Source organism: Pseudomonas sp. PK-RTE-24 (assembly GCF_054052265.1).
This window is the reverse complement of the sequence record NZ_CM133224.1, coordinates 1,841,524-1,866,247: the sequence shown is the minus strand read 5'-3', so window position 1 is coordinate 1,866,247 and position 24,724 is coordinate 1,841,524. Positions and strand designations below refer to the sequence as shown.

Here is a 24,724-nt window from a genome sequence, read left to right as displayed (position 1 = left end):
GACATGAGTGTCCTGCCCTCTTCCTACAACTTCTTTCTCGCTGCCTTGCAGGAAGTTTCGTCATGCCTGTCAATCATGGAAATTAAACCTACGCAGTAAGCCTCCTGCAAAAGATCACTCCGACAAAATTACTGGAATATTCCTACTTAATATCCGCTTGCCAATATTCGATTACAAACTAATATGAAGTTGTCGCAACGAAGCGACTCAACTACCAACGAACAAGGAGTTCACATCATGAAAACCATTTATCTCGAAACAGACAAACTCGCCAACCTGGCCTTTCTGGTTGCAGCCACCGGCCGCTAAGTAAGCCTGGACGCCGGAGAGTGCCGGCACTCTGGCGTCCATCAGACTTTTTCCCGAGTGACCTGAGCCCATGTATATCAATCCTTTTCTTTTTATATTGCCGCGCCCGCCTGGACAAGTTGTCTGGAACTACAAGAACCACACTCAACACGAACTTGATCTTGAATACTCCCATCGCCTCGCCAGCCTTATACACAACCCTGATATATTTGACCCGAACAACATAATAGACACACAACTTCTGGACGCCGGCATTTTAATAACTTCAAAAATAGACAGTCCGAATTGGGGCTGGGATGAATTGTCGAAGATCTATCACATCGGCACACAAAACATACCTAGCGCACATACGCCTCGGAATATCCACGAGTGGTCCAGGCAATATCTGGCGCACTGCAGCGAAGTGCTGGCGAAGCCAGAACCTGCAGACACCCGGGCGCGGCGATCAGTGCAGCCCCTGATTACCCTGCCCGTACCTGGCGCCATTGATGATGACAGCCTGACTCAGGCCCTGATGAGGCGCAAAACCTGTCGTTCCTACACCGGTGCAGCGGTGACACTGGATGAGGTCGGCACGCTGCTGTATCTGACCCTCGGCTACCTTCCCCCACGCGACAATGCCCACGACGATCCGGTCGCACCGGGTCTGGAGGCACGCCGAAGCTGCCCGTCCGGCGGCGGACTGAACGCCTGTGAGGGATTTGTCCTGGCGCAAAATGTCAGCGGACTGGAACCCGGCATCTACGCCTATCACCCTGCCGAACACGCCCTGAGTCGGATCAATGCGCTGCCGGATCCGGAGCTGGGTCAATTGCTCGGCGGCCAGCATTTCATCAACAACCTGCCACTGGGCGTGTTCATCACTGCAAGGTTTGATCGTCTCTGGTGGAAGTACGAGCACTCGCGTGCCTATCGCATGGCCTTCATCGAGGCCGGTCATCTCTCGCAAACCTTTCAACTGGTAGCGACGACGCTGGGGTTGAACACCTGGTTGACCGGCGCGTTTGCCGACGCACAGATTGAAACCCTGCTCGGCATCGCGGACAGCGCCGAGCAACCGTTGTTCTTCGTCGGTTGCGGACAAAGCGATGGCCAGGCCATGTGCCAGGAAATGCGTGATCTGCTCAGCGGAGCACAGTCATGATTCCCACGGCTATGGACGAGAGCGAAGCCCCGGTGTCATGGTCGCTCAAATTCACGCTTCCAGGCTGGGAGAACCGTGCATCGGTACGCAGCAGTGTCCATGACTATCGGTTACCGGGCGATGTCGAGCAGCAATTGCAAACCCGCTACTGGTTACCCCCGGCCTTTGTGCCCTATCTGGCGCATCCGGCCATCCAGGCCAAAGGTCGCGAAACCCTGCACCGCCTTACCGCCAATCATCTGGTGTATTTCCTCGACTACACCACCCTGCTCGAACACCGCATCGTCAACCGCGCGGTGGAAGTCATCGTGCACCGCGAACTGCCCATTTATATACCGCTACCGATGAAACATGCGGCACTGCAGCTGTATACCGACGAGGGCTACCACGCGCTGTTTTCCAACCAGATTGCCGAGCAGATCGCTGCGCTCTACGGCATCACCCGGCGACCGGTCATTCCGAAGCGGATCAGCCGCATGAACGCTTTGATCGCGCGCACGCCGGAGAAAAACCGTGCATTGGCCTGGTTCCTGCTGGGATTTGTCTCGGAAACCATCATTGCCCGCGAGTTGCTGGAGGTCTGCCGCGACACGCTGGTATCCAGTGTGAGTGACATGTTGCGTGATCACCTTGCCGACGAAGCCCGGCACAGCCGCTATTTCGCCGAAGCCTTCCATTACTTCTGGATTGCGATGAACAGTCGTCAACGCCTGTTCGCCAGCAAGACCCTCGTGGAGATCATTTCCATCTTCTTCGAAGCAGATGAAGGCTGGCTGCAACAAAGCCTGCGTTCGGCCGGTATTGCCGAGATCGACGTGATGGAGATTGTCGGCGGCACGGCAACGGTGCAGGCCAACCGCGCTCGTGCACGCGCAGGCTGCAAACCTACTGTGGAGGCCCTGCACAAGGCCGGCTTCTTTGCATTGCCCCATAACCAGACACTCTTCGCCAAAGCAGGATTGATCGATGGATAAACACAGCCGTGCAACCACCCGCCGACAACAGCGCGGAGCAATCAGCCTGCTGCTGGCGATGATCCTGCTTGGCGTGTTTCCGCTGGATGTGCTGCTGCCTTCCTTTCCGGCGTTGGCAGCACACTTTGGCCGATCGTCTAACGACATCGCGCTGTCGATCAGTCTGTTTGCCGTGGGCATCGCATTTGCCCAGTTATTGATCGGCCCGCTGTCAGATGTGATCGGGCGCAAAGGTCTGCTGCTTGCCGGCATGAGCGTGTCGCTGCTCGGCGCACTTGGCTGCGTGCTGAGCAATGACTACACGCTGTTCCTGATTTTCCGGGTAATGCAGGCGCTGGGATGCGGTTGCTTCGTGCTGTCCCAGGCACTGGTGCAGGACCTGTTCGAAGGCAACGAGCGTGATCGCCTGCGGATCCTGATGGTCACCGCAACGGGCATCTTCATTTCGATATCACCATTGGCGGGCACGTTTCTGCAAGCCACGCTCGGCTGGCGCGGCAGCTTCTGGGTCTTCATCGCCCTGGCCGCAGCAGTTCTGATCAAGACCTGGCGATTGCTCGATAACAGCCGTCCTCCTCATGATCCCACCCGCCTTGGCTTCATCCAGTCCTATCAGCGCGTCCTGGGCAATTTCGAATTTGTCGGCTGTTGGCTGATTTCCGCATTCGCTTTCGCTTGCCACTTTTCCTTCATCGTCATCTCCCCGCTGATCTTCATGGAGCAGCTGCAGATGGCACCTTACGATTTCGCCTTGATCCTGCTGATCTACGGCGCCGCCTATGTCTTTGGCGGCGTGCTCGCCAGCGTGCTGAACCGGCATATCAATGCGCAACAGCAGATTTTTACCGGGCTGAGTCTGATCCTGCTCTCGGGACTGGTAATGCTCTATCTGGCCGCCAACCATGATTTGTCAGCTGCGACGGTGCTGATTCCAATGCTCATCTGCACGGTGGGCACGACCATTTCCCGGCCACCGGCTACCTCCCGCGCCATGAGCCTGTTTGCCGAAAATGCCGGCGCATCGGCGTCTGCCGGCAGCACCATCATCTTTATCTGTGGCGGGCTGGTCAGCGCCTTGATCAGCCTCGGCCCGGCCAACCTGCAAGCGACGCTGGGTTACGGCTTCGTGGTGTTGAGCGGCGTATCGCTGTTGCTCAACAGCGTGATTGGCCGTCGCGTCAGCAACCTGCGCAGCAACAGGTTGATGCCCGGAGGCGACCATTGACCCTGCCAGTCGTCATCCCGCGCACCGCATCAGCAAGTCAACGATGCTTTGCGCCATTCCCTCGCGGCGTCAGCGGTGTAGAATCGCCTCATTCATCGCCATTCATCCCCGGCGGGTTTATGAGCTCAGGCTGAGACCAGCGGCGATCCCGCAACGTCATCGGCAGCTTCCGGACACACGGCCATTTTTCGGGTGTTTCAGAGGTCAACAGAAGCTCACTCCCCTTTAGTACGTGATTAGCCGCCCGGAGTGCTCCATGCCAGATTACCGCTCGAAAACATCCACCCACGGCCGCAACATGGCCGGCGCCCGCGCACTGTGGCGCGCCACCGGCATGAAAGATGACGACTTCAAGAAGCCGATCATTGCCATCGCCAACTCGTTCACCCAGTTCGTCCCGGGGCATGTGCACCTGAAGGACCTGGGTCAACTGGTCGCCCGCGAAATCGAACGCGCCGGTGGCGTGGCCAAGGAATTCAACACCATCGCCGTCGATGACGGCATCGCCATGGGCCACGACGGCATGCTGTATTCGCTGCCGAGTCGCGAGATCATCGCCGACTCCGTCGAGTACATGGTCAATGCCCACTGCGCCGACGCTATCGTGTGCATTTCCAACTGCGACAAGATCACCCCGGGCATGCTGATGGCCGCGTTGCGCCTGAACATCCCGGTGATCTTCGTTTCCGGTGGCCCGATGGAAGCGGGCAAGACCAAACTCGCCTCCCACGGCCTCGACCTCGTCGACGCCATGGTGATCGCCGCCGACTCCAGCGCTTCTGACGAGAAAGTCGCCGAGTACGAGCGTAGCGCCTGCCCGACCTGTGGTTCGTGCTCCGGCATGTTCACCGCCAACTCGATGAACTGTCTGACCGAAGCACTGGGTCTGGCCTTGCCGGGCAACGGTTCCACTCTGGCCACTCACAGCGACCGCGAACAGCTGTTCCTGCAGGCCGGTCGCACCATCGTCGAGCTGTGCAAGCGTTACTACGGCGAGAACGATGACTCCGTGCTGCCGCGCAACATCGCCAACTTCAAGGCGTTCGAGAACGCGATGATGCTCGACATCGCCATGGGCGGTTCGACCAACACCATCCTGCACTTGCTCGCAGCCGCCCAGGAAGCCGAGATCGATTTCGACCTGCGCGACATCGACCGCCTCTCGCGCAGCGTGCCGCAGCTGTGCAAAGTCGCACCGAACATCCAGAAGTACCACATGGAAGACGTGCACCGCGCCGGCGGCATTTTCAGCATCCTCGGTTCGCTGGCCCGTGGCGGCCTGCTGCACACCGACCTGCCGACCGTACACAGCCGCAGCATGGAAGAAGCCATCGCCAAGTGGGACATTACCCAGACCAGCGACGAAGCCGTGCATCACTTCTTCAAGGCAGGTCCTGCGGGCATTCCGACCCAGACCGCGTTCAGCCAGTCGACCCGTTGGGAAACCCTCGACGACGATCGTGAAAACGGCTGCATCCGCAGCTTCGAGCACGCCTATTCGAAAGAAGGCGGCCTCGCCGTGCTGTACGGCAACATCGCGCAGGACGGTTGCGTGGTGAAAACCGCCGGGGTCGATGAGTCGATCCACGTCTTCGAAGGCAACGCGAAAATTTTCGAAAGTCAGGACAGCGCCGTGCGCGGCATCCTCGCTGACGAAGTGAAGGAAGGCGACATCGTCATCATTCGCTACGAAGGCCCGAAAGGCGGCCCGGGCATGCAGGAAATGCTCTACCCGACGTCCTACCTGAAATCCAAAGGTCTGGGCAAAGCCTGTGCGCTGCTCACCGACGGGCGTTTCTCCGGCGGTACTTCCGGCCTGTCAATCGGTCACGCTTCACCAGAGGCTGCGGCCGGCGGCGCGATTGGTCTGGTGCAGGATGGCGACAAGGTGCTGATCGACATTCCGAACCGCTCGATCAACCTGTTGGTCAGCGACGAAGAACTGGCGGCACGCCGTGCCGAGCAGGACAAGAAAGGCTGGAAACCGGTCGAGGTGCGTCCACGCAAAGTGACCACCGCGCTCAAGGCCTACGCCCTGCTGGCGACCAGTGCCGACAAGGGCGCGGTGCGCAACAAAGCGATGCTCGACGGGCTGTAACCGTCAAATCGCCGATGCAAAAATGCCCCGCCATGTGCGGGGCTGATCGTTCCCACGCTCTGCTTGGGAATGTCTCAAGGGACGCTCCGCGTCCAGTGACGCAGAGCGTCACGGGCTGCATTCCCACGCAGAGCGTGGGAACGATCCAAAACAAGATCAAAAGATCGCAGCCTTCGGCAGCTCCTACATGCGATCGTGGCTTACTGGATGTCTTCCGGTTTGACGATCACCCAGTTCTTGTCCGCCGTCACCGGCAAGCCTTCCTTGGCCTGCGCCGCCACGTGCTTGGCCATCATGCCGTTGATTTGCGTCATGTACTTGTCCTTGCGGTTGATCCACAAGTGAATGCCGCCCTTGGCCACGTCGACATCATGGAACAGCATGTAACCGTCGCTGGTTGGGGTGTCGCCACCGACCAGTACCGGTTTTTTCCATTCATCGATATAGGTCAGGATCGCTGCGTGCTTGCCGGCCATCCAGGTTGCCGGGGTCCACAGGTACGGCGTCAGCTCCAGGCCCAGGTTGGCCTTCTCGTCATATTTGCCGGCAGTGATCTGTTTGCGCGCAGTGGTCAGCTCGCCGGTCTTCTGATCCTTGAGCAGCAGTGAAACGCCAATGACGTTCTGCGGTTTGACGTTGTAACCGTACTTGGGATCCGCCGCGACCATGCGTACCAGTTCCTCTGAAGCGGCGGTCATCACGTAGACCTCGATACCGTTCTCCATCAGCTTGTTGTACAGCTCCTGCTGGCCAGTGAAGATCTTCGGCGGATTGACGTCGAGCTTCTTCACCACATCGCCTTCGTAATACGTCGCGGGCACCGGTTTGCCCGAAGCCATCAGCTCATCGACGTAGCCCTTGAGCTCCTTGAGTGTGAAGCCGGAGAACACCTGCGCCACCCACGGGTAGCAAACCATGTCGTCGACTTCGCAGAGCCGGTAGTAATAACTGAACAGGCTTTCCTTGTGCTCGGCGGTGTCCTTGAACGGCATCAGTTTCAGCGAGGGGTCGAGCTTGTCGCGGGTGATCAGGCCCTTGTTTTCCATGAACGGCAGCAAGGATTCTTCGAGGTCGTAGCGGTAACTGGTGTTGTCCATGTCGAACACCGCGTAATTACCCTTGTTGGCGTTGGCAGCGATCATCGCGTCCAGCGCCTTGGCCTGATCTGCCGGCCAATGCTTGAGGTCCGTGGCCAATGCCTGGCCGGCGAGGCCAGCCGCCAGTGCCATAGCCAACAACGTGCGTGCAATTCTCATAGCGCTACTCCCCGATGCAAAGAGTTCGACGCTAACAAATCAGTGTGACAACCCTCGCCTGTCAGCGACCGCTGACGTCCCCTGCGCGTCAGTTGCATTGCCGACAGCGACACGCGCTTATTCCAAAAACGACGGTTGCCCAGCAATTTTGGTATTAAATCATTACAAATCAAGCTGTTAGGCTTGCCGGTTCGCAGCAGCCCCGGATGGCTGTTGGCACAGTCTTTACTGGAGTTCTCATGAATCTACCGCTGATTCTCAACTTGCTGGTGTTCCTCGCCCTGCTCTTCGGTCTGGCGCAGACCCGCCACACCACCTGGAGCCTGGCGAAAAAAGTCCTGCTCGCACTGGTCCTCGGCGTGGCGTTCGGCGTCGCGCTGCACACGATTTACGGTGCCGGCAACCCGGTGCTGAAAGCCTCGATCGGCTGGTTCGATCTGGTCGGCAACGGTTACGTGCAGTTGCTGCAGATGATCGTGATCCCGCTGGTGTTTGCTTCGATCCTCAGCGCCGTCGCCCGTCTGCACAATGCCTCGTCGCTGGGCAAGATCAGTTTCCTGACCATCGGCACGCTGCTGTTTACCACCGCCATCGCAGCGCTGATCGGCATCGGCCTGACCAACCTGTTCGGCCTCAGCGCTGAAGGTCTGGTCGCCGGCACTCAGGAAATGGCACGCCTGCAAACCATTCAGAACGACTACGCCGGCAAGGTCGCCGACCTCAATGTGCCGCAATTGCTGCTGTCGTTCATTCCGCAGAACCCGTTCGCCGACCTGGCCCGGGCCAAGCCGACCTCGATCATCAGTGTGGTGATCTTCGCCGCGTTCCTCGGGGTTGCCGCGCTGCAACTGCTCAAGGACGACGTCGAGAAAGGTCAGAAAGTGATCAACGCCATCGACACCCTGCAAGCCTGGGTGATGCGTCTGGTGCGTCTGGTGATGAAGCTGACCCCGTACGGTGTGCTGGCGCTGATGACCAAAGTGGTCGCCGGTTCCAACCTGCAAGACATCATCAAGCTCGGCAGTTTCGTCGTGGTCTCGTATATCGGCCTGGGCCTGATGTTCGTCGTGCACGGCGTGCTGATGTCGGCCGCCGGGATCAACCCGCTGCGCTTCTTCCGCAAGATCTGGCCGGTGCTGACCTTCGCCTTCACCAGCCGCTCCAGCGCGGCAACCATTCCGCTGAGCATCGAAGCGCAGACCCGTCGTCTGGGCATTCCGTCGTCAGTCGCCAGTTTCGCTGCCTCGTTCGGTGCGACCATCGGCCAGAACGGGTGTGCCGGCCTGTACCCGGCGATGTTGGCGGTGATGGTGGCACCAACGGTCGGCATCAACCCGCTGGATCCGCTGTGGATCGCGACGCTGGTAGCGATTGTCACGTTGAGTTCGGCCGGTGTCGCCGGAGTGGGTGGAGGCGCGACGTTCGCCGCACTGATCGTGCTGCCAGCGATGGGCCTGCCGGTGTCACTGGTGGCGTTGCTGATTTCGGTCGAGCCGCTGATCGATATGGGTCGCACCGCGTTGAACGTGAGTGGCTCGATTACCGCTGGGGCGATTACCAGTCAGGTCATGCAGCAGACTGATAAAGCGCTGCTGGATGCCGATGAACACGCAGAGTTGGCCCAGGCTTAAGCTTCTCAGCGACTGAGCGGGCCTCTTCGCGAGCAGGCTCGCTCCCACACTGAAATGCGTTCCCCTGTGGGAGCGAGCCTGCTCGCGAAGCTGTTAGGCTTTCTCCCAAACCTCAAAGCTATATGCAGGTTTATCGCCCTCTGCCGGATTCGGTACATCCGACACCAGCTTCCATTCGCTCAGATCAAACTCCGGAAACCACGCATCCCCTTCCGGGCTCAGCGCCACGCGGGTCAGGTACAGCCGATCGGCCTGCGCCAGTCCCTGCGCATACAACTGCGCGCCGCCAATCAGCATCAGTTCATCAACGCCCTGGGCTTTCGCCCATTCCTCGGCGCGCGCCACGGCGGCTTCCAGCGACGGATAGACCTCGGCGCCTTCGAGCTGCAGATCGGTCTGGCGGCTGACCACGATGTTCAAGCGCCCCGGCAATGGCCGACCGAGCGAATCCCAGGTCTTGCGACCCATGATGATCGGCTTGCCGAGCGTGGTCGCCTTGAAGTATTTGAAGTCCCCCGGCAGGTGCCAGGGCATGCTGTTGTCGACGCCGATCACGCGGTTTTCACCGAGGGCTGCGATCAGGCTGAGGGGCAGTGATTTAGTCATGCCGGCGAGGATACCAGAGCCGCGCTTACCCCGATAAGCGCCACAGCGGTTATGCTCAGCGCTCGATTTAGCGACGGGACGCCGCGTGACTGAACTGACTCCACTGCAAAACCTCTGGCTCACCGAAACCATCCGCCTGCGCGAAGAACACGCGGGGCCGCTGGATGACCTGGAAGCCAATCGTCTGGCCCGCGCCGCTGGTGGCGATCTGCCGAGCCGCATTGCGCGCCGGGCGCTATGGCTGGCCGAGCGCGACGGGCTCACCGCCGCCCTCAAGCACTGGCTGCAAGGCGCGCGTCTGGCGCTGGTGCTGTTGATGATTTTCGCCGTGCTCAGCGGCGCCGGCCTGGCTTTCGCCGCACTTGGGCAGACGCCGGTGAATGTGTTCTGGGCGCTGGGCAGTCTGCTCGGGATCAATCTGATTTTGCTGCTGAGCTGGGCGCTGGGTTTGATTTTCGCTGGCGAACACGGCGCCACCCTCGGGCGCTTGTGGCTGTGGCTCAGCGAAAAATTCGCCCGCGATGCCAAAGCCGCGCAACTGGCGCCCGCCCTGCTGTTGCTGCTGCAACGCAAGAAACTCAACCGCTGGGCACTCGGCACTTTGGTCAATGGTCTGTGGCTGCTGGCGATGCTCAGCGCGCTGATCCTGTTGCTGACGCTGATGGCCACGCGGCGCTACGGCTTTGTCTGGGAAACCACGATCCTCGGCGCCGACACCTTTATCCATGTCACCCAGGCCCTTGGCTATCTGCCGGCGCTGCTCGGCTTCAATGTGCCGACCGAGGAAATGATCCGCGCCAGCGGCGACGGCGCACTGGATATTGAAAGCGCACGACAAGCCTGGGCGACCTGGCTGGTCGGTGTGCTGGTGGTCTACGGCGTGCTGCCGCGCCTGCTGCTCGCGCTGTTCTGCCTGTGGCGCTGGAACAGCGGCAAAGCCGTGCTGCGCCTGGATCTGAACCTGCCCGGCTACGCGCAACTGCGCGAAAGGCTGATGCCAACCAGCGAGCGCCTCGGCGTCAACGACCCGGAGCCGGCGCAACTGCATCGCATCGAAAGCAACGTCGGCGAACGCGCCAGTGAAGGCGCGCTGCTGGTGGCGATCGAGTTGGACGAACAGCGTCCGTGGCCACCCGCGCTGCCGAAAAACGTCAGCAACGCGGGCATCCTCGACAGTCGCGAATCGCGGCACAAACTGCTCGAACAACTCAGTCGCTTCCCGCCGGCGCGGCTGGCCATCGCCTGCGATCCACGACGTTCGCCGGATCGCGGCAGCCTCGCGCTGATCGCCGAACTCGCGCGCAACGCTGGCGCCACTCGCATCTGGCTGCTGCAAGCGCCGCCTGGCGAAGCGCTGGACGGGCAACGTCTGGGTGACTGGCACGCGGCGCTGCAACAACTGGACCTGCCGTTTGCCGATTGCGCGCCGATGAACTGGCTGGAGAGCGGACATGACTGATGCACGCAAAGCCCCGCTGAAACTCGCGGTGGTCGGCCACACCAACGTCGGCAAGACCTCGCTGCTGCGCACGCTGACCCGTGACGTCGGCTTCGGCGAAGTCTCGCATCGGCCGAGTACCACCCGGCATGTCGAAGGCGCGCGGTTGTCGGTGGACGGCGAGCCGTTGCTCGATCTGTACGACACGCCGGGGCTGGAAGATGCGATCGCCCTGCTGGATTTTCTCGAGCGTCTGGAACGCCCCGGCGAACGCCTCGACGGCCCGGCACGACTGGCGCGGTTTCTCGACGGCAGCGAGGCGCGCCAGCGTTTCGAACAGGAAGCCAAGGTACTGCGACAACTGCTGGCCTCCGATGCCGGTCTGTATGTGATCGACGCCCGCGAACCGGTGCTGGCCAAGTACCGCGACGAGCTGGAAGTGCTCGCCAGTTGCGGCAAACCGCTGCTGCCGGTGCTGAATTTCGTCAGCAGCGCCAACCATCGCGAACCCGATTGGCGTGAAGCGCTGGCGCGGTTGGGGCTGCATGCGTTGGTACGTTTCGACAGCGTCGCGCCGCCCGAGGATGGCGAGCGGCGCTTGTACGAGAGCCTCGCCCTTCTATTGGAAAACGCCCGGCCGCAACTGGAGCGGTTGATCGCCGACCAGCAGGCGCAGCGCCTCGCCCGTCAGCAAAGCGCCGCGCGCTTGATTGCCGAATTGCTGATCGACTGCGCTGCGTGCCGACGCAGTGTGGTCAGCGAAGCCGAGCAGGAACAACAGGCGATCAGCGAACTGCGCAAAGCCGTGCGCCAGCGCGAGCAAAAGTGCGTTGAGGCGCTGCTCAAGCTCTACGCGTTTCGCCCGCAGGACGCGGCGGCCAGTGACTTGCCGTTGCTCGACGGGCGCTGGGGCGATGATCTGTTCAACCCGGAAACCCTGAAGCAACTCGGCGTGCGCGTCGGCGGCGGCATTGCTGCCGGTGCAGCGGCCGGGGCTGGGGTGGATTTGCTGGTCGGCGGGATTACCCTTGGCGCGGCGGCGTTGGCCGGTGCGATCGCCGGCGGTGCGCTGCAAACCGCGCGCAGTTATGGCAGTCGCCTGCTCGGCAAAATCAAAGGCCAGCGGGAATTGACAGTGGATGACGCCGTGCTGCGCCTGTTGGCGTTGCGCCAGCGCCAGTTGCTGCTGGCCCTGGATCAGCGCGGGCATGCGGCGATGGACAGCATTCAGGTGGCCACGCCTCTGGACAAGACCTGGCGCGAAGGCAAGTTGCCGGAAGCGCTGAACAAGGCGCGCGCGCATCCGCAGTGGTCGTCGCTCAATCCGCAGGCGAAGTTGAATCAGGCGGAAAGGCAGGAGCAGGTTGAGGCGTTGGTTGATCGGGTGCTTGAGCTTTAGATCGCTACCCCCTCACCCCAGCCCTCTCCCGGAGGGAGAGGGGGCCGACTGTGTTGCTCTTGGGTCATACACCGACCTGAGATATCCAGTCGAACTCAGGTTTGAAAAGCATGGAGATCAGCTCCCTCTCCCTCCGGGAGAGGGCTGGGGTGAGGGCTGCAATCACTCAGCCGACAACAATTTCTCAGCCTTGCGCTTTAACACACTCAGATCCACCAGCGGCACCGCAACCTCCTTCGCCAACTCATCCCAACACCGCATGCGCAGACTCAGCGCACACAACGGATCAGCCTCGAACGCATCCGCCTCAGCCGCGCTCATTACCCCGCCCTGATATTCCAGCGTCCTGCGACTCGCCTCACTCAACCGTGCGTAATAGCCCGGCTCGCGCAAGGTCAGATAGCGCTTGGCCTGAACGTGATATTCCACCAGTCGCGCCAGCCGTTCGCTGAAACCTGCCTCACGCAGATAATCGGCCCCGAGCCGTTCATGGCTGACCACGCCATAACCGCCCATGTTTTCCGCGCCCTCGGCACACAAATGGCCGATGTCATGAAAGAACGCCGCCAGCACCACTTCATCGTCACAGCCTTCAGCCATGGCCAATTCTGCGGCCTGGGACATGTGCTCGAGCTGCGACACCGGTTCGCCGATGTAATCGCTGGCGCCGAAGCGTTCATACAGGCCGAACACCCGGGCGATCACCTGTTCGTGATTCATGCCTCCTCCAGTAATTGCGCGATGTTGCGTTCGGCCAGCGCCGGGCCGACGCTCATGCCGACGCCGGTGTGCATCAGCGCCACGCTCAGGCCCGGTGCCGGGCGCAGGAAAGAAAACGGACCAGGCCCACGAGCACCATAGACGCCCTGCCAGCGTTCGACCACTTGCACCCGGCAGCCCAGCGTCTGCTCGGCGAGTTCGAGCATCCAGTTATCGACCTGCTCGGCGTTGAACGGTGACGCATCGCTGCCGTAATGATGCGAATCGCCGATGATGAGTTCGCCATACGGCGTCGGGCTGATCAGCAAGTGAATGCCGTTGGCGTGCAGGTGCGGTTGTTCACGTAGGATCTGCGCCTGCACCGCTGCGGCTTGCGGCAAATCGGCGAAGGCGCCGTAGTGCACGCAGCTCAGGCCGGTGAGCACTGCGTGTTGCAGATTGAGACCGGCCTGCGGTCTGGCGCGGAGCATTTGCAAACGACAGATCTGCGGATTGAGCGCAGCAATCGGCTCGGCCAGCAGGGTCTGATAATCGTGGCCGGAGCAGACGATGATCTGCTTGCCGGTAAAACTGCCGGCGGTACTGTGCAAATGCCCCGGCTCGACGTCGCGCACCAGCGTGGAAAAGTGAAACTCGACACCGAGGTCGCGGCGCAGATAGTCGATCAGCGCCGGAATCGCTTCGCGCGAGTACAACTGCTGATCATCGATACCGTGCAGCGCGGCGCGGTGATGGCTGAACTGGCCGCCGTAGAGATCACGCAACGCCGCGCCGCGCAGCAGCTCGACGTTGTAGCCGTGCTCGATCGCGCGGCCGGCGCAGAAGACTTCGAGCAGGTGTTCTTCGGCCTCGTTACGGGCGAACAGGTATGAGCCGTTGCGTTTGATCTGCAGGCCGGCAAGTTGCGCCCAGTCGCCCCAGATCTCGCGACTGGCCTTGGCCAGTTCGAGCATGATGCCGGGCGGCTGACCGGTCACCAGCGCCTGGCCGAAGTTGCGCACCGAAGCGCCGAGGGGCGTGGCGGTGCGTTCGAATACCGCGACTTTCAGGCCGCGTTTGGCGGCGGCATAGGCGTGGGACAGACCGAGGATGCCGGCGCCGATGATGAGCAGGTCTTTGGGTTGTGTCATGTAGAGGTGCTCTGAATGAGAAACCGCTTTCGCGAGCAGGCTCGCTCCCACAGGGGACAGCATTGCAACTGTGGGAGCGAGCCTGCTCGCGAAGGGGCCTTGTCAGTCGATAAAGATCTTACTTGGCGACAACTTTCTCGGACTTGCCGTCATACCGCTTGCGCCATTCAGCCAGGATCTCGTCGCGATTCTTCGAGGCCCAGGCAAAGTCGTTCTTGATCAGACGCTGCTCATAGTCGGCTGGCAATTCGGTCTGCGGCTTGGCAATGCCCGGCTGCGCAAGAACAGCGAAGTTTTCCTTGTACAGATCCATCGCCTCGGCGCTGGCGGAGAAGTCGGCGAGTTTCTTCGCTGCCTCTTCATGCGGCGTGCCTTTGATCACCGCCGTCGCTTCGATCTCCCAGCCCAGACCTTCCTTCGGCAGGATGATGTCCAGTGGCGCGCCCTGGCGTTTCAGCTGTACGGCTGGATATTCAAAGGAAATCCCGATCGGAAACTCCCCCGCCGCCGCCAGTTTGCACGGCTTGGAACCGGAGTGAACGTACTGGCCGATGTTCTGGTGCAAGCCGTCCATGTAGGCCCAGCCCTGCTTCTCGCCAAAGGTTTGCAGCCAGGCGCTGACGTCGAGGAAACCGGTGCCGGAAGACGCCGGATTGGGCATGACGATCTTGCCCTTGTACTCAGGCTTGGTCAGGTCCTGCCAACTGACCGGTTTGCTCAGACCCTGCTTCTCAGCCTCGACGGTGTTGAAGCAAATGGTCGCGGCCCACACATCCATGCCGACCCAGGCTGGCGGGTTGGCGGCGTCGCGGTAATTCGCGCCGATCTTGCCCAGATCCTTCGGTGCATAGCTTTGCAGCATGCCTTGCTGATCGAGAATCGCCAGGCTCGACGCGGCAAGGCCCCATACCGCGTCGGCCTGCGGGCGGGCTTTTTCGGCGAGCAGCTTGGCGGTGATGATCCCGGTGGAATCGCGCACCCACTTGATCTCGACGTCCGGGTTGGCCTTTTCAAAGGCCTCCTTGTAGGACTTCAGTTGTTCGGCTTCGAGGGCGGTGTACACCGTCAACTCGGTTTTTGCCGCGAAGGCATTCAGGCTGAAAGTCGCGAGCACAGCAGCGGCCAGGGCCATAGGCTTGGACATGAGCGTTTTCCTGTAGATGAGTTGAACGGAGTTGCAATCAGTGACCGGGCGCGGTTTGCCGCCAGGCTTGAGAACGGCGCAGCAGACCGCGCGAAGCCCACGCCAGCAGCAAGGACACGCCGGCCGAAGTGAACAGAATCAGGGTCGACATCGCCGCCGCGCCGCCGACGTTGCCGGCATCGTCCATGTTCAGCACCGCCACCGCCGCGAGGATGGTGTCGGGGCTGTAGAGGAAGATCGCGGCGGAAACCGTGGTCATCGCCGAGACGAACAGGTAGCGCACGATGTCCAGCAGCGCCGGCAGGCAGATCGGCACAGTCACGCGCAGGTAATGCCGGTACAGCGGCGCCTTCAGCGACAGCGCCGCAGCCTCGAACTCAGCATCGAGCTGGCGCAGCGCGGTGGTCGCGGTCATTTGTGCGGTGGTCAGGTAGTGCGCAATGGTGCAGACGATCAGCAGCGTCATCGTCCCGTACAGCACGTGCAGCGGATTGCCGCTGAGGTTGAAGAAGAAGACGTAACCCAGGCCCAGCACCAATCCCGGCACCGCCATCGGCACGAAGCTGAGCATGCGCAAAGCCAGGTTCAGCCCGCGCTGAGTGCGGGTTTTCTCCATCAGATAGGCGCCGGTAAAAATCAGCACGCTGCCAATCAGCGCCGTGCCCAGCGCCATCTTCAGACTGTTGCCGTAGGCGAGCCAGCCACCGCCGGCGGTTTCGTTGAACTGATAGTGGTTGAGCGACAGCGACAGGTTGTACGGCCAGAACTTCACCAGCGACGAAAACACCGCCATGCCGAACACCAGAATCAACGCCGCGCTGATCAGCGAAACAATCGCCAGATAGCAGCCGTCGCGCAGCTTGCACGGCAGCGGTTTGAACACCTGCGCGCGTCCGCTCATGGAGTCGCCATGGCGGCGACGCAACCAGGCATCGACACCGAAACTGAACAGCGCCGGCAGCAACAGCACCATGCCGATCAACGCGCCGCGACCGAATTGCTGCTGGCCGACCACGGCTTTGTAGGCCTCCAGCGCCAGCACTTGATAGTCGCCACCGACCACCACCGGCACACCAAAATCGGTAATGGTCAGGGTGAACACCAGACAGAACGCGGCGAACACCGCCTGGCGGGTCGCCGGCCAGGTGATGCTGCGAAACGCCTTCGCAGGGCTGGCGCCCATGCTCGATGCGGCATCGAACAGCCGCGCATCGGCCAGCGACAATGCCGAGAGCAAAATCATCAACGCATGGGGGAAGGTGTAGATCACCTCACCCAGCACAATGCCCCAGAACCCGTAGATATTGTCCGAGAGCAGCCCACGCAGCATGCCCTGGTTGCCGAACAGATAGACCAGCGCAATCCCCGGCAGCATCGACGGCGCCATCAGCGGCAGCAGGGAAATCCCGCGCCAGATGCCTTTTCCCGGAATCAGCGTGCGTTGCAGCGCGTAGGCAAACAGGTAGGCCAGCGGTACGACAATGGCCGCCACGCTGAGGGACACTTTCAGGCTGTTGCCGAGCAGCCAATGGAAATTGGCACTGGTCACCAACTCCTTCGCCGCGAGCCATCCACCGCCCTGCCCGGCGTCGTTGCTGAAGCCGCGCCAGAAGATCGCCAGCAACGGCAGCAGCACCGCGAGGCCGAGCAACACCAGCAGGAGGACTTTGCCGCCGACCACGAACAGGCGATCGCCGATCTCGGCTTTCGAGGACTGTCGCACCTGCTTGTGCGGTAGCGGCAGCGCGAGGTTGCTGTTCATCAGGCGAACACCTGCAAACTGCGCGGCGGCAAGGCGACCATGATCTGCTGGGCGCCGAGGCGCGGCATGGCTTCTGGCGCGATTTCGGCGAGCAGTGCGTGGCCCGGCAATTGATCAAGTTCGAAGCTCATCCGGCAGCGATTGCCGAGGAAAGTGATTTCGCGGACCTTGGCCGGGAACAGGTTCTCTTCGTGCACCAGCGGATTGACGTTGATCGCCTCCGGGCGGCAGAACAGTCGACCCGAAGCGCCGTGTACGCTGCCCTCGGCCAGGCGCAGATTCATCCCGCCGACCCGGGCGTGACTGTCGCTGCTGCGCTGAAACGGCAGCCAGTTGCCCTGGCCGACAAACTCGGCCACGAACGGCGTGGCCGGGCGGTTGTAGATTTCGTGCGGGGTGGCGTACTGCTCGACGCGGCCGTTATTCATGACCGCGATGCGATCGGCCATCAGCATCGCTTCGTCCTGATTGTGCGTGACCATCAGCGTGGTGATGCCGAGGTTGCGTTGCAGCTGACGCAGCTCGGTGCACAAGTGCTCGCGCACCCGCGCGTCGAGGGCCGACATCGGTTCGTCGAGCAACAGCAGCGACGGCGCCGGCGCCAATGCGCGAGCGAGCGCTACTCGCTGTTGCTGACCGCCGGACAATTGGCCTGGGTACTTTTTCTCACTGCCGCTGAGGCCGACCAGTTCCAGCATCTGACCGACACGCCGGCGCACTTCATCGCGGCCGCTGCCAGCGAGGCCGTAGGCAATGTTCGCCTCGACCGTCAGATTGGGGAACAGCGCGTAGGACTGGAACAGAATCCCGTAATCCCGCGCTTGCGGGGCGAGGTGCGAGACATCGCGATCGCCCAGATACAGCTCGCCGCTGTCCTGCTGCTCCAGCCCGGCAATGCAGCGCAACAATGTGGTCTTGCCACAGCCCGACGGACCGAGCAGGCACACCAGTTCGCCGGCGGCGACATCGAGGGAGACGTTATCCAGCGCAGTGAACGCACCGAAACGCTTGTGCACGCCGCGCACTTTCATCGGCGCGCCGGGGTTGGTCAGGGCAGTTGCGATGGCAGGATTCATGGACGGACCTCAGCAAACGGATGAGGCCAATCCTAGAGTTGTAATGCGTCCGTCATGTGGCAGCGAGGCAAAAACGGCTGATAGTGGTATTCGGGGATTTTGGTTCAGATTGTGTTTTGCCTGGGCTGACGCCTTCGCGAGCAGGCTCGCTCCCACAGGGGATCGTGTTCACAACCCAAATCCAATGTGGGAGCGAGCCTGCTCGCGAAGAGGCCTTCTCAGACATTGAAGGTCTCATGCCGGAGACATCTCTTGTGCCAAGCCGAGGAACGCCGCCGGCAGACGCGCACCCTTGCGCTCTTTGAGGCAATACAGATACTCCGGAATCTGCGGCGCATTCTCGATGGTCAGCACGCGCAACTGCGGATCATGCGGCACCTCCTGCCGGGCAATGATGCTGATGCCGATATTGCGCAACACCGCCTCGCGAATGGACTCGCGGCTGCCGATTTCCAGCAACGGCCCGAAACTGACCCCGGCGCTGGCCAGCAACTCTTCGGTCAACCGCCGCGTGGTCGAACCCGGCTCGCGCATCAACAACGTATGCCCGGCCAGCGCATTCAACGTCACATGCTCCAGCGAGGCCAACGGATGATTGCGATGCACCGCGAGCACCAGCGGATCGGTGCCGAGTACCCGGCGAATCAACCGCGCATCGTCGAGCAACTGCGACGATGCGGCGACATCCACGCGGTAATCCTCCAGCGCTTCCAGGACCTGCTGCGAGTTGCCGATTTCCACCGACACTTCCACCTGCGGCAAACGCTCGCGGAAGGTCTTCACCAGATCGAGGATGTAATACGGCGCCGTCGCGGCAATGCGCAGCGTGCCCTGGACCTGCCCGCTGTTGCGCAGGAAAAACTCGATGTCCGCCTCTTGCTGCAACAGGGTCTTGACCATCGGCAGCAAGCGCGCGCCTTCGTCACTGACGCTTAAGCGGCGCCCGCCACGGTAGAACAGTTCCACCGAATACTGACTCTCCAAATTGCGGATCTGCGTGGTCACGGTCGGTTGGCTGAGGCCGAGTTTTTTCGCCGCCAGCGTAATGCTGCCCAGGCGGGCGACCATGTAAAACGCTTTCAGCTCGGCACTCAGCACACTCTTTCCTCATCTATTTGCGCAGCAGGCGCAAACCGTTGAACACCACCAGCAGGCTCACACCCATATCGGCAAACACCGCCATCCACATGGTGGCAAGCCCGGCAAAGGTTACCGCAAGAAAGATCGCCTTGATCACCAGCGCCAGTGCGATGTTCTGTTTCAGGATGCTCGCGGTGTTGCGCGACAGGCTGATGAACGCAGGGATCTTGCGCAGATCGTCGTCCATCAGGGCGACATCGGCGGTTTCGATCGCGGTGTCGGTGCCGGCGGCGGCCATGGCGAACCCGATCTCGGCGCGGGCCAGTGCCGGCGCGTCGTTGATGCCATCGCCGACCATACCCACCCGGTGGCCCTGCTTGTACAGATCTTCGATGGCTTGCAGCTTGTCGGTCGGCAGCAAATCGCCGCGCGCCTCGTCGATCCCGACCTGGGCGGCAATCGCCTCGGCAGTGTGGACGTTGTCGCCGGTCAGCATCAGGGTTTTCACGCCGAGTTCATGCAACTGACGAATCGCTTCGCGGCTGGTTTCCTTGACCGTGTCGGCCACGGCGAACAGCGCCAGCGGGCCTGATTTGTCGAGCAGCAACACCACGGATTTGCCCTGCTTTTCCAGGGCGAACAGCTTCTCTTCCAGCTGCGGTGAGCACAGGCCAAGCTCTTCGACCAGACGATGGTTGCCCAAGTGATAAGTCTGGCCGTTGATGTCGCCTTTGACGCCCCGCCCGCCCAGCGCGGCGAAGTTATCCACAGTCAGCGCGGCGAGGTTTTTATCCACAGCGGCGTTGGCAATCGCCAGCGACACCGGGTGATCGGAGCGCCCGGCCAGCGCGGCGGCGATTGCCGGTGCGCTGGCATCGGCCGTCGGGTCGAGTGACAGGTAATCGGTCTGCACCGGTTTGCCGTGGGTGATCGTGCCGGTCTTATCCAGCGCCAGATAATCAAGCTTGAAGCCGCCCTCCAGATACACGCCGCCCTTGACCAGAATGCCCTTGCGCGCCGCCGCCGCGAGGCCGCTGACGATGGTCACCGGGGTGGAAATCACCAGTGCACACGGGCAGGCAACCACCAGCAACACCAGCGCCCGGTAGATCCAGTCGAACCACGCCGCGCCCATGAACAACGGCGGGATGATCGCCACGGCCAAGGCGAAGACGAAGACCGCCGGGGTGTAGATTTTCGAGAATTGATCAACGAAACGCTGAGTCGGTGCCCGCGCGCCCTGGGCCTGTTCGACGGCGTGAATGATCCGCGCCAGGGTCGAATTGTTCGCCGCAGCGGTCACCGTGTATTCCAGCGAACCGGCCTGATTGATGGTGCCAGCGAAGACTTTGTCACCGACGGTTTTTTCCACCGGCAGGCTTTCGCCGGTGATCGGCGCCTGGTCGATGGTCGAGCTGCCGCTGACCACCGCGCCGTCCAGCGCGATGCGCTCGCCGGGTTTCACCCGCACGCGGGCGCCGAGATCGACGCTTTTTACCTCTTGTTCGCGCCAGTTGCCGTCAGCCTGCAATACCGTGGCCTGCTCCGGGGTCATCTGCATCAAGCCGCTGATCGCATTGCGTGCACGATCCAGCGAGCGCGCCTCAATCAGCTCGGCGACGGTGAACAGGAACATCACCATCGCCGCTTCCGGCCACTGGCCGATGAGGATCGCGCCCGTCACGGCGATGCTCATCAGCGCATTGATGTTGAGATTGCGGTTCTTCAGGGCGATCCAGCCCTTTTTATAAGTGCCGAGGCCGCCGCTGAGGATCGACACCAGCGCAACGACTGCCACCACCCAGTCCGGCGCGGCGCTGGTGAAATGAATGACTTCGGCGCCCAGCGCGGTCAAGCCGGACAGCGCCAATGGCCACCAGTGTTTTTTCACCGCTGCCGGTACTGGCGCGTCGACACCCGCCTCGAGCGGCTCGGCGTGCATGCCGAGGGACTTGATCGCTTCGGTGATCGGCTCGGTGCCCGGCAGATTGTGGGTCACGCCAAGTACGCGGTTGATCAGGTTGAATTCCAGCTGCTGCACGCCGGCCAGTTTACCCAGTTTGTTCTGGATCAGCGTCTGCTCGGTCGGGCAGTCCATCGCCTCGATGCGGAAGCTGCTCAGGCGCGCGTCGGCGCTGGTCTTTTCGCTCAGTTGCACCCGCGCAGGTGCGGCGGCTTTTGACGAGCAGCAGGAATCGCCGCCATGCGCATGTTTATGCACGGGCTGCAATTTATGACTGTGATCGTGACCGTCGCCGGGCTTGTGGGTGTGCAGGGAATCGCTCATTGGTCGCGTCCATGAAGGTGCCTGTTGCCAAGTAAAGACCCTGTAGCCACTATAGGGTCAAGCACCCTTTTGGAGATGGCGGTCATGAAGATCGGCGAACTGGCGAAACTCACCGACTGTGCGGTTGAAACCATCCGCTACTACGAGCGCGAAAACCTCCTGCCGGAACCGGCGCGCAGCGACGGCAACTACCGCGTCTACACCCAGGCCCACGCCGAGCGCCTGACCTTCATCCGCAACTGCCGCACCCTCGACATGACCCTCGAAGAAATCCGCAGCCTGCTCGCCCTGCGCGACAGCCCGCAGGATCAGTGCGAGAGCGTCAATGCGCTGATCGACGAACATATTCAGCACGTGAAGGCGCGGATTGATGGGTTATTGGCGTTGCAGACACAACTGCTCGACCTGCGCCAACGCTGTGGCGAAGGGCCGGAGGCGGATCAATGCGGGATCTTGCAGCGGCTGGAGGTGAGTGGCGGGGTTGTCGCGACCGAAGTTGAGCATTCCCACGTCGGCCGTAGCCACGGCCACTAAGCACACCGCAAAAACAAATGTGGGAGCGAGCCTGCTCGCGAGAGCGGTGTATCAGTCGACACATCTGTGACTGACACGCCCTCTTCGCGAGCAGGCTCGCTCCCACAGGGATATTGCGGTGTGGTTTAGACCGCCATCGGCGCGGTCATTGGTGGGTGGTGCTCGTAGCCTTCCAGCGAGAAATCGCTCGGTTCCACCAGCTCCAGCCACTCCGGCTGATATACACCAGTCTTGGCAAACTCCGGCACGCGGTCGGAGATTTTCAGTTTCGGCATGGCAAACGGCTCGCGCTTGAGCTGTTCGTTGAGCATGTCCAGGTGGTTTTCGTAGACGTGCGCATCGCCGATGAAATAGGTGAACCAGCGCGGCGTGTAACCGGTCAGGCGACCGATCAGGCTCAGCAGTGCGGCGCCTTCGGTGAGGTTGAACGGCGTGCCCAGGCCCAGATCATTGGAGCGGATGTACAGGGTCAGCGAGATCTCTTTGGTCTCGACATTCGGGTGGAACTGGTACAGCAGGTGGCATGGCGGCAGGGCCATTTCATCGAGCTGGGCGACGTTCCAGCCGTGGAACAGAATGCGGCGGCTGCCCGGATCCTTGATGATCGTGTCGACGCACTGGCGTACCTGGTCGATCGCCTTGTACAGCACGACGTAGGCCTGGCCGTCTTCTTCGCCCTGAGCGATCTGCTTGTAGCCGTTGCTCAGGGTCTGTTCGATGGCAGCGGTGTTGCTCAGCGGGATCTGCTTGTACGCCGGCCACTTGCGCCATTGCACGCCGTAGATTTCACCGAGGTCGTCGTCGCCCTGACGGAACGGGTTGGCCAGCCACTGCGCGTTTTCGTTGGCGTTCTGGTCCCAGACCTTGCAGCCCAGCGCGCGGAATTCAGCGGCGTTGTTCACGCCACGGAGAAAGCCGCACATCTCGCCGATGGCCGATTTGAAGGCCATCTTGCGCGTGGTGATCGCCGGGAAGCCTTCCTGCAGATCGAAACGCAGCATCGCTCCCGGGAAGCTGATGGTGTTGATGCCGGTGCGGTTGGCCTGTTTGGTGCCGTTCTGAATGACGTGCGAGACCAGTTCGAGATATTGCTTCATGAGTTACCTGTGTCCTTGGAGCCCCGGCGTCGCGCGCCGGGGTTCGTAGTTTAAGCCGTCGGCGCGAGCGGCGCTGCCGGGGCGCGACGATAGGCCAGCCAGATCAGCAACAGCCCGCCGACGATCATCGGCACGCAGAGCACCTGGCCCATGGTCAGCCAGTTCCACGCCAAGTAGCCCAGCTGAGCATCCGGGACGCGGACGAACTCGACGATGAAACGGAAGATGCCGTAGAACAGCGCGAACATGCCGGAGACCGCCATGGTCGGACGCGGTTTGCGCGAGAAGATCCACAGGATCAGGAACAGCGCCACGCCTTCGAGGGCGAACTGATACAGCTGCGACGGGTGGCGCGGCAACTGCGCCGGATCGCTGAACGGCGGGAACACCATCGCCCACGGCACGTCGGTGGCCTTACCCCACAACTCGGCGTTGATGAAGTTGCCGATGCGCCCGGCGCCCAGGCCGATCGGCACCATCGGCGCGACGAAGTCCATCAGCTGGAAGAACGACTTGCCATTGCGCTTGCCGAACCACAAGGCCGCGAGCATCACGCCGATGAATCCGCCGTGGAACGACATGCCGCCCTTCCACACTTCGAAAATCAGCGTCGGGTTGGCCAGGTACGCGCTCAGATCATAGAACAGCACGTAACCCAGACGGCCGCCAACGATCACGCCCATCGATAGCCAGAACACCAGATCGGAGAGTTTCTCCTTGGTCCAGGTCGGGTCGAAGCGGTTGAGCCGGCGCGACGCCAACAGCCACGCGCCGCCGATGCCGATCAGGTACATCAGACCGTACCAGTGGATTTTCAGCGGACCGATGGCCAGGGCCACCGGGTCGATCTGCGGGTAAGGCAGCATTGCGACTCCTTGTTAGAGTTGAAAGCAAAATTCCCGGGTGACGCTGCCACCTCAGGATTAAGCCAGGATTGCCACGCGGTCAGAGCAGAAAGCTCAATCCCACGCAGAACAGCAAAGCGGCGAACAGCCTTTTCAGCAAGCGCGGCGACAACCTGTGTGCCAGACGCGCACCGAGCCGTGCGAAGACCATGCTGGTCAGGGCGATGCCCAACAATGCCGGCAGATAAACAAAACCGAGACTATGGGCCGGCAACAACGGATCGTGCCACCCCAGAATCATGAAACTTGCTGCACTGGCCAGAGCGATCGGCAGGCCACAGGCCGATGAGGTCGCCACGGCCTGCTGCATCGGCACGCTGCGCCAGGTCAGAAACGGCACGGTCAGCGAGCCGCCGCCTATACCGAAAATCGCCGAGGCCCAGCCAATCACCGTACCGGCGGCAGTCAGACCGAGTTTGCCCGGTACCGTTCGGCTGGCCTTGGGTTTGACGTCCAGCGCCAGTTGCACGGCGATCACCAGAGCAAATACGCCGATGATCTTTTGCAGGTTCGGCCCGGAGATCGCTTCAGCAGTCAGCGCCCCGAAACCGGCGCCGAGCAGAATGCCCACGGTCATCCAGCGAAAAATCGCCCAGCGCACCGCGCCGCGACGGTGATGTTCACGCACGGCGTTGACCGAGGTGAATATGATCGTCGCCAGCGACGTCCCTACCGCCAAATGCGTAAGAATCGACTGATCGAAGCCCTGCAAAGTGAAGCTGAACACCAGCACCGGGACGATGATGATCCCGCCGCCAACGCCAAACAGCCCGGCGAGCACGCCCGCACAGGCACCGAGCGCCAGGTAGAGCAGAAATTCCATGACCGTCTCCAGCACGCATCGGCAAAACAGGAGCGGCATGTTAACGGATGCGCAGCCTTCTGCTCCACTGGCGATGGATGCACGGA

20 protein-coding genes are annotated in these 24,724 nt (G+C 61.6%); 8 read left to right on the top strand and 12 right to left on the bottom strand.

Features of this window, described 5'->3' with window-relative positions:
* Positions 1-379 precede the first annotated feature (379 nt).
* From ACV8MC_RS08230 to ilvD, 4 genes are all read left to right on the top strand, one after another.
* Positions 380-1,453 carry a SagB family peptide dehydrogenase gene (locus ACV8MC_RS08230; protein ID WP_457264988.1) on the top strand — a complete coding sequence of 358 codons (1,074 nt, stop codon included), beginning with the start codon at positions 380-382 and terminating at the stop codon, positions 1,451-1,453.
* Positions 1,450-2,427, top strand: coding sequence for a diiron oxygenase (locus tag ACV8MC_RS08225; RefSeq protein WP_150636946.1), 978 nt, complete (start codon positions 1,450-1,452; stop codon positions 2,425-2,427). Before ACV8MC_RS08230 ends, ACV8MC_RS08225 begins: the two co-directional genes overlap by 4 nt.
* Complete coding sequence (locus ACV8MC_RS08220) at positions 2,420-3,652, top strand: MFS transporter (RefSeq protein WP_457264986.1); 1,233 nt, start codon at positions 2,420-2,422, stop codon at positions 3,650-3,652. Before ACV8MC_RS08225 ends, ACV8MC_RS08220 begins: the two co-directional genes overlap by 8 nt.
* A 256-nt stretch (positions 3,653-3,908) precedes the next feature.
* Entirely contained in the window at positions 3,909-5,750 is a 1,842-nt protein-coding gene (gene ilvD, locus ACV8MC_RS08215; protein WP_024014684.1) for a dihydroxy-acid dehydratase, read from the top strand.
* Positions 5,751-5,950: 200 nt separating this feature from the next.
* Here ilvD and ACV8MC_RS08210 read toward each other — a convergent pair whose 3' ends face one another.
* The gene (locus ACV8MC_RS08210; RefSeq protein WP_457264984.1) at positions 5,951-7,006 is read right to left on the bottom strand and encodes a haloacid dehalogenase-like hydrolase; all 1,056 of its coding nucleotides are present in this window, start codon (positions 7,004-7,006) and stop codon (positions 5,951-5,953) included.
* A 239-nt stretch (positions 7,007-7,245) separates the two neighbouring features.
* On the opposite strand from ACV8MC_RS08210, the gene ACV8MC_RS08205 reads away from it, so the two are divergent.
* Positions 7,246-8,637 (top strand): L-cystine transporter, encoded by a 1,392-nt coding sequence (locus tag ACV8MC_RS08205; protein ID WP_457264982.1) that lies wholly within the window; start codon positions 7,246-7,248, stop codon positions 8,635-8,637.
* 93 nt (positions 8,638-8,730) lie between these two features.
* Here the strand turns inward: ACV8MC_RS08205 and ACV8MC_RS08200 are convergent, their stop codons facing one another.
* The gene (locus ACV8MC_RS08200) at positions 8,731-9,243 is read right to left on the bottom strand and encodes a dihydrofolate reductase (protein WP_122087905.1); all 513 of its coding nucleotides are present in this window, start codon (positions 9,241-9,243) and stop codon (positions 8,731-8,733) included.
* 85 nt (positions 9,244-9,328) lie between these two features.
* On the opposite strand from ACV8MC_RS08200, the gene ACV8MC_RS08195 reads away from it, so the two are divergent.
* Together ACV8MC_RS08195 and ACV8MC_RS08190 are read left to right on the top strand one after the other, a co-directional pair.
* Entirely contained in the window at positions 9,329-10,702 is a 1,374-nt protein-coding gene (locus tag ACV8MC_RS08195) for a DUF2868 domain-containing protein (RefSeq protein WP_353188323.1), read from the top strand.
* Positions 10,695-12,080, top strand: coding sequence for a GTPase/DUF3482 domain-containing protein (locus tag ACV8MC_RS08190; protein ID WP_095181316.1), 1,386 nt, complete (start codon positions 10,695-10,697; stop codon positions 12,078-12,080). Before ACV8MC_RS08195 ends, ACV8MC_RS08190 begins: the two co-directional genes overlap by 8 nt.
* A 162-nt stretch (positions 12,081-12,242) precedes the next feature.
* Here the strand turns inward: ACV8MC_RS08190 and ACV8MC_RS08185 are convergent, their stop codons facing one another.
* The 7 genes from ACV8MC_RS08185 to ACV8MC_RS08155 all read right to left on the bottom strand — a co-directional run bounded on the left by ACV8MC_RS08185 (position 12,243) and on the right by ACV8MC_RS08155 (position 21,279).
* Positions 12,243-12,800 carry a phosphonate degradation HD-domain oxygenase gene (locus tag ACV8MC_RS08185; protein WP_150742968.1) on the bottom strand — a complete coding sequence of 186 codons (558 nt, stop codon included), beginning with the start codon at positions 12,798-12,800 and terminating at the stop codon, positions 12,243-12,245.
* Complete coding sequence (locus ACV8MC_RS08180; protein ID WP_457264980.1) at positions 12,797-13,930, bottom strand: TIGR03364 family FAD-dependent oxidoreductase; 1,134 nt, start codon at positions 13,928-13,930, stop codon at positions 12,797-12,799. Before ACV8MC_RS08180 ends, ACV8MC_RS08185 begins: the two co-directional genes overlap by 4 nt.
* 118 nt (positions 13,931-14,048) lie before the next feature.
* A complete protein-coding gene (locus ACV8MC_RS08175; RefSeq protein ID WP_457264978.1) occupies positions 14,049-15,074 on the bottom strand; it encodes a putative 2-aminoethylphosphonate ABC transporter substrate-binding protein in 1,026 nt (341 codons plus the stop codon).
* A 37-nt stretch (positions 15,075-15,111) separates the two neighbouring features.
* On the bottom strand, positions 15,112-16,836 hold the full coding sequence (locus ACV8MC_RS08170; protein WP_457264976.1) for a putative 2-aminoethylphosphonate ABC transporter permease subunit: 1,725 nt from the start codon (positions 16,834-16,836) through the stop codon (positions 15,112-15,114).
* The gene (locus tag ACV8MC_RS08165) at positions 16,836-17,912 is read right to left on the bottom strand and encodes a putative 2-aminoethylphosphonate ABC transporter ATP-binding protein (protein WP_457264974.1); all 1,077 of its coding nucleotides are present in this window, start codon (positions 17,910-17,912) and stop codon (positions 16,836-16,838) included. Before ACV8MC_RS08165 ends, ACV8MC_RS08170 begins: the two co-directional genes overlap by 1 nt.
* Before the next feature lie 234 nt (positions 17,913-18,146).
* Entirely contained in the window at positions 18,147-19,010 is an 864-nt protein-coding gene (locus ACV8MC_RS08160) for a LysR family transcriptional regulator (RefSeq protein WP_024014693.1), read from the bottom strand.
* Positions 19,011-19,023: 13 nt separating this feature from the next.
* A complete protein-coding gene (locus ACV8MC_RS08155) occupies positions 19,024-21,279 on the bottom strand; it encodes a heavy metal translocating P-type ATPase (protein ID WP_457264972.1) in 2,256 nt (751 codons plus the stop codon).
* 84 nt (positions 21,280-21,363) lie between these two features.
* Between ACV8MC_RS08155 and cadR the strand changes: the two genes are divergently transcribed.
* Positions 21,364-21,813 (top strand): Cd(II)/Pb(II)-responsive transcriptional regulator, encoded by a 450-nt coding sequence (gene cadR, locus ACV8MC_RS08150; RefSeq protein WP_016772685.1) that lies wholly within the window; start codon positions 21,364-21,366, stop codon positions 21,811-21,813.
* A 125-nt stretch (positions 21,814-21,938) separates the two neighbouring features.
* Here the strand turns inward: cadR and ACV8MC_RS08145 are convergent, their stop codons facing one another.
* The 3 genes from ACV8MC_RS08145 to ACV8MC_RS08135 form a co-directional block, all read right to left on the bottom strand.
* Complete coding sequence (locus tag ACV8MC_RS08145; RefSeq protein ID WP_076564469.1) at positions 21,939-22,910, bottom strand: thymidylate synthase; 972 nt, start codon at positions 22,908-22,910, stop codon at positions 21,939-21,941.
* A 50-nt stretch (positions 22,911-22,960) separates the two neighbouring features.
* Positions 22,961-23,776 carry a prolipoprotein diacylglyceryl transferase gene (gene lgt / locus ACV8MC_RS08140; RefSeq protein ID WP_016772683.1) on the bottom strand — a complete coding sequence of 272 codons (816 nt, stop codon included), beginning with the start codon at positions 23,774-23,776 and terminating at the stop codon, positions 22,961-22,963.
* 79 nt (positions 23,777-23,855) lie between these two features.
* Complete coding sequence (locus ACV8MC_RS08135) at positions 23,856-24,638, bottom strand: sulfite exporter TauE/SafE family protein (RefSeq protein WP_016772682.1); 783 nt, start codon at positions 24,636-24,638, stop codon at positions 23,856-23,858.
* Positions 24,639-24,724: the final 86 nt, after the last annotated feature.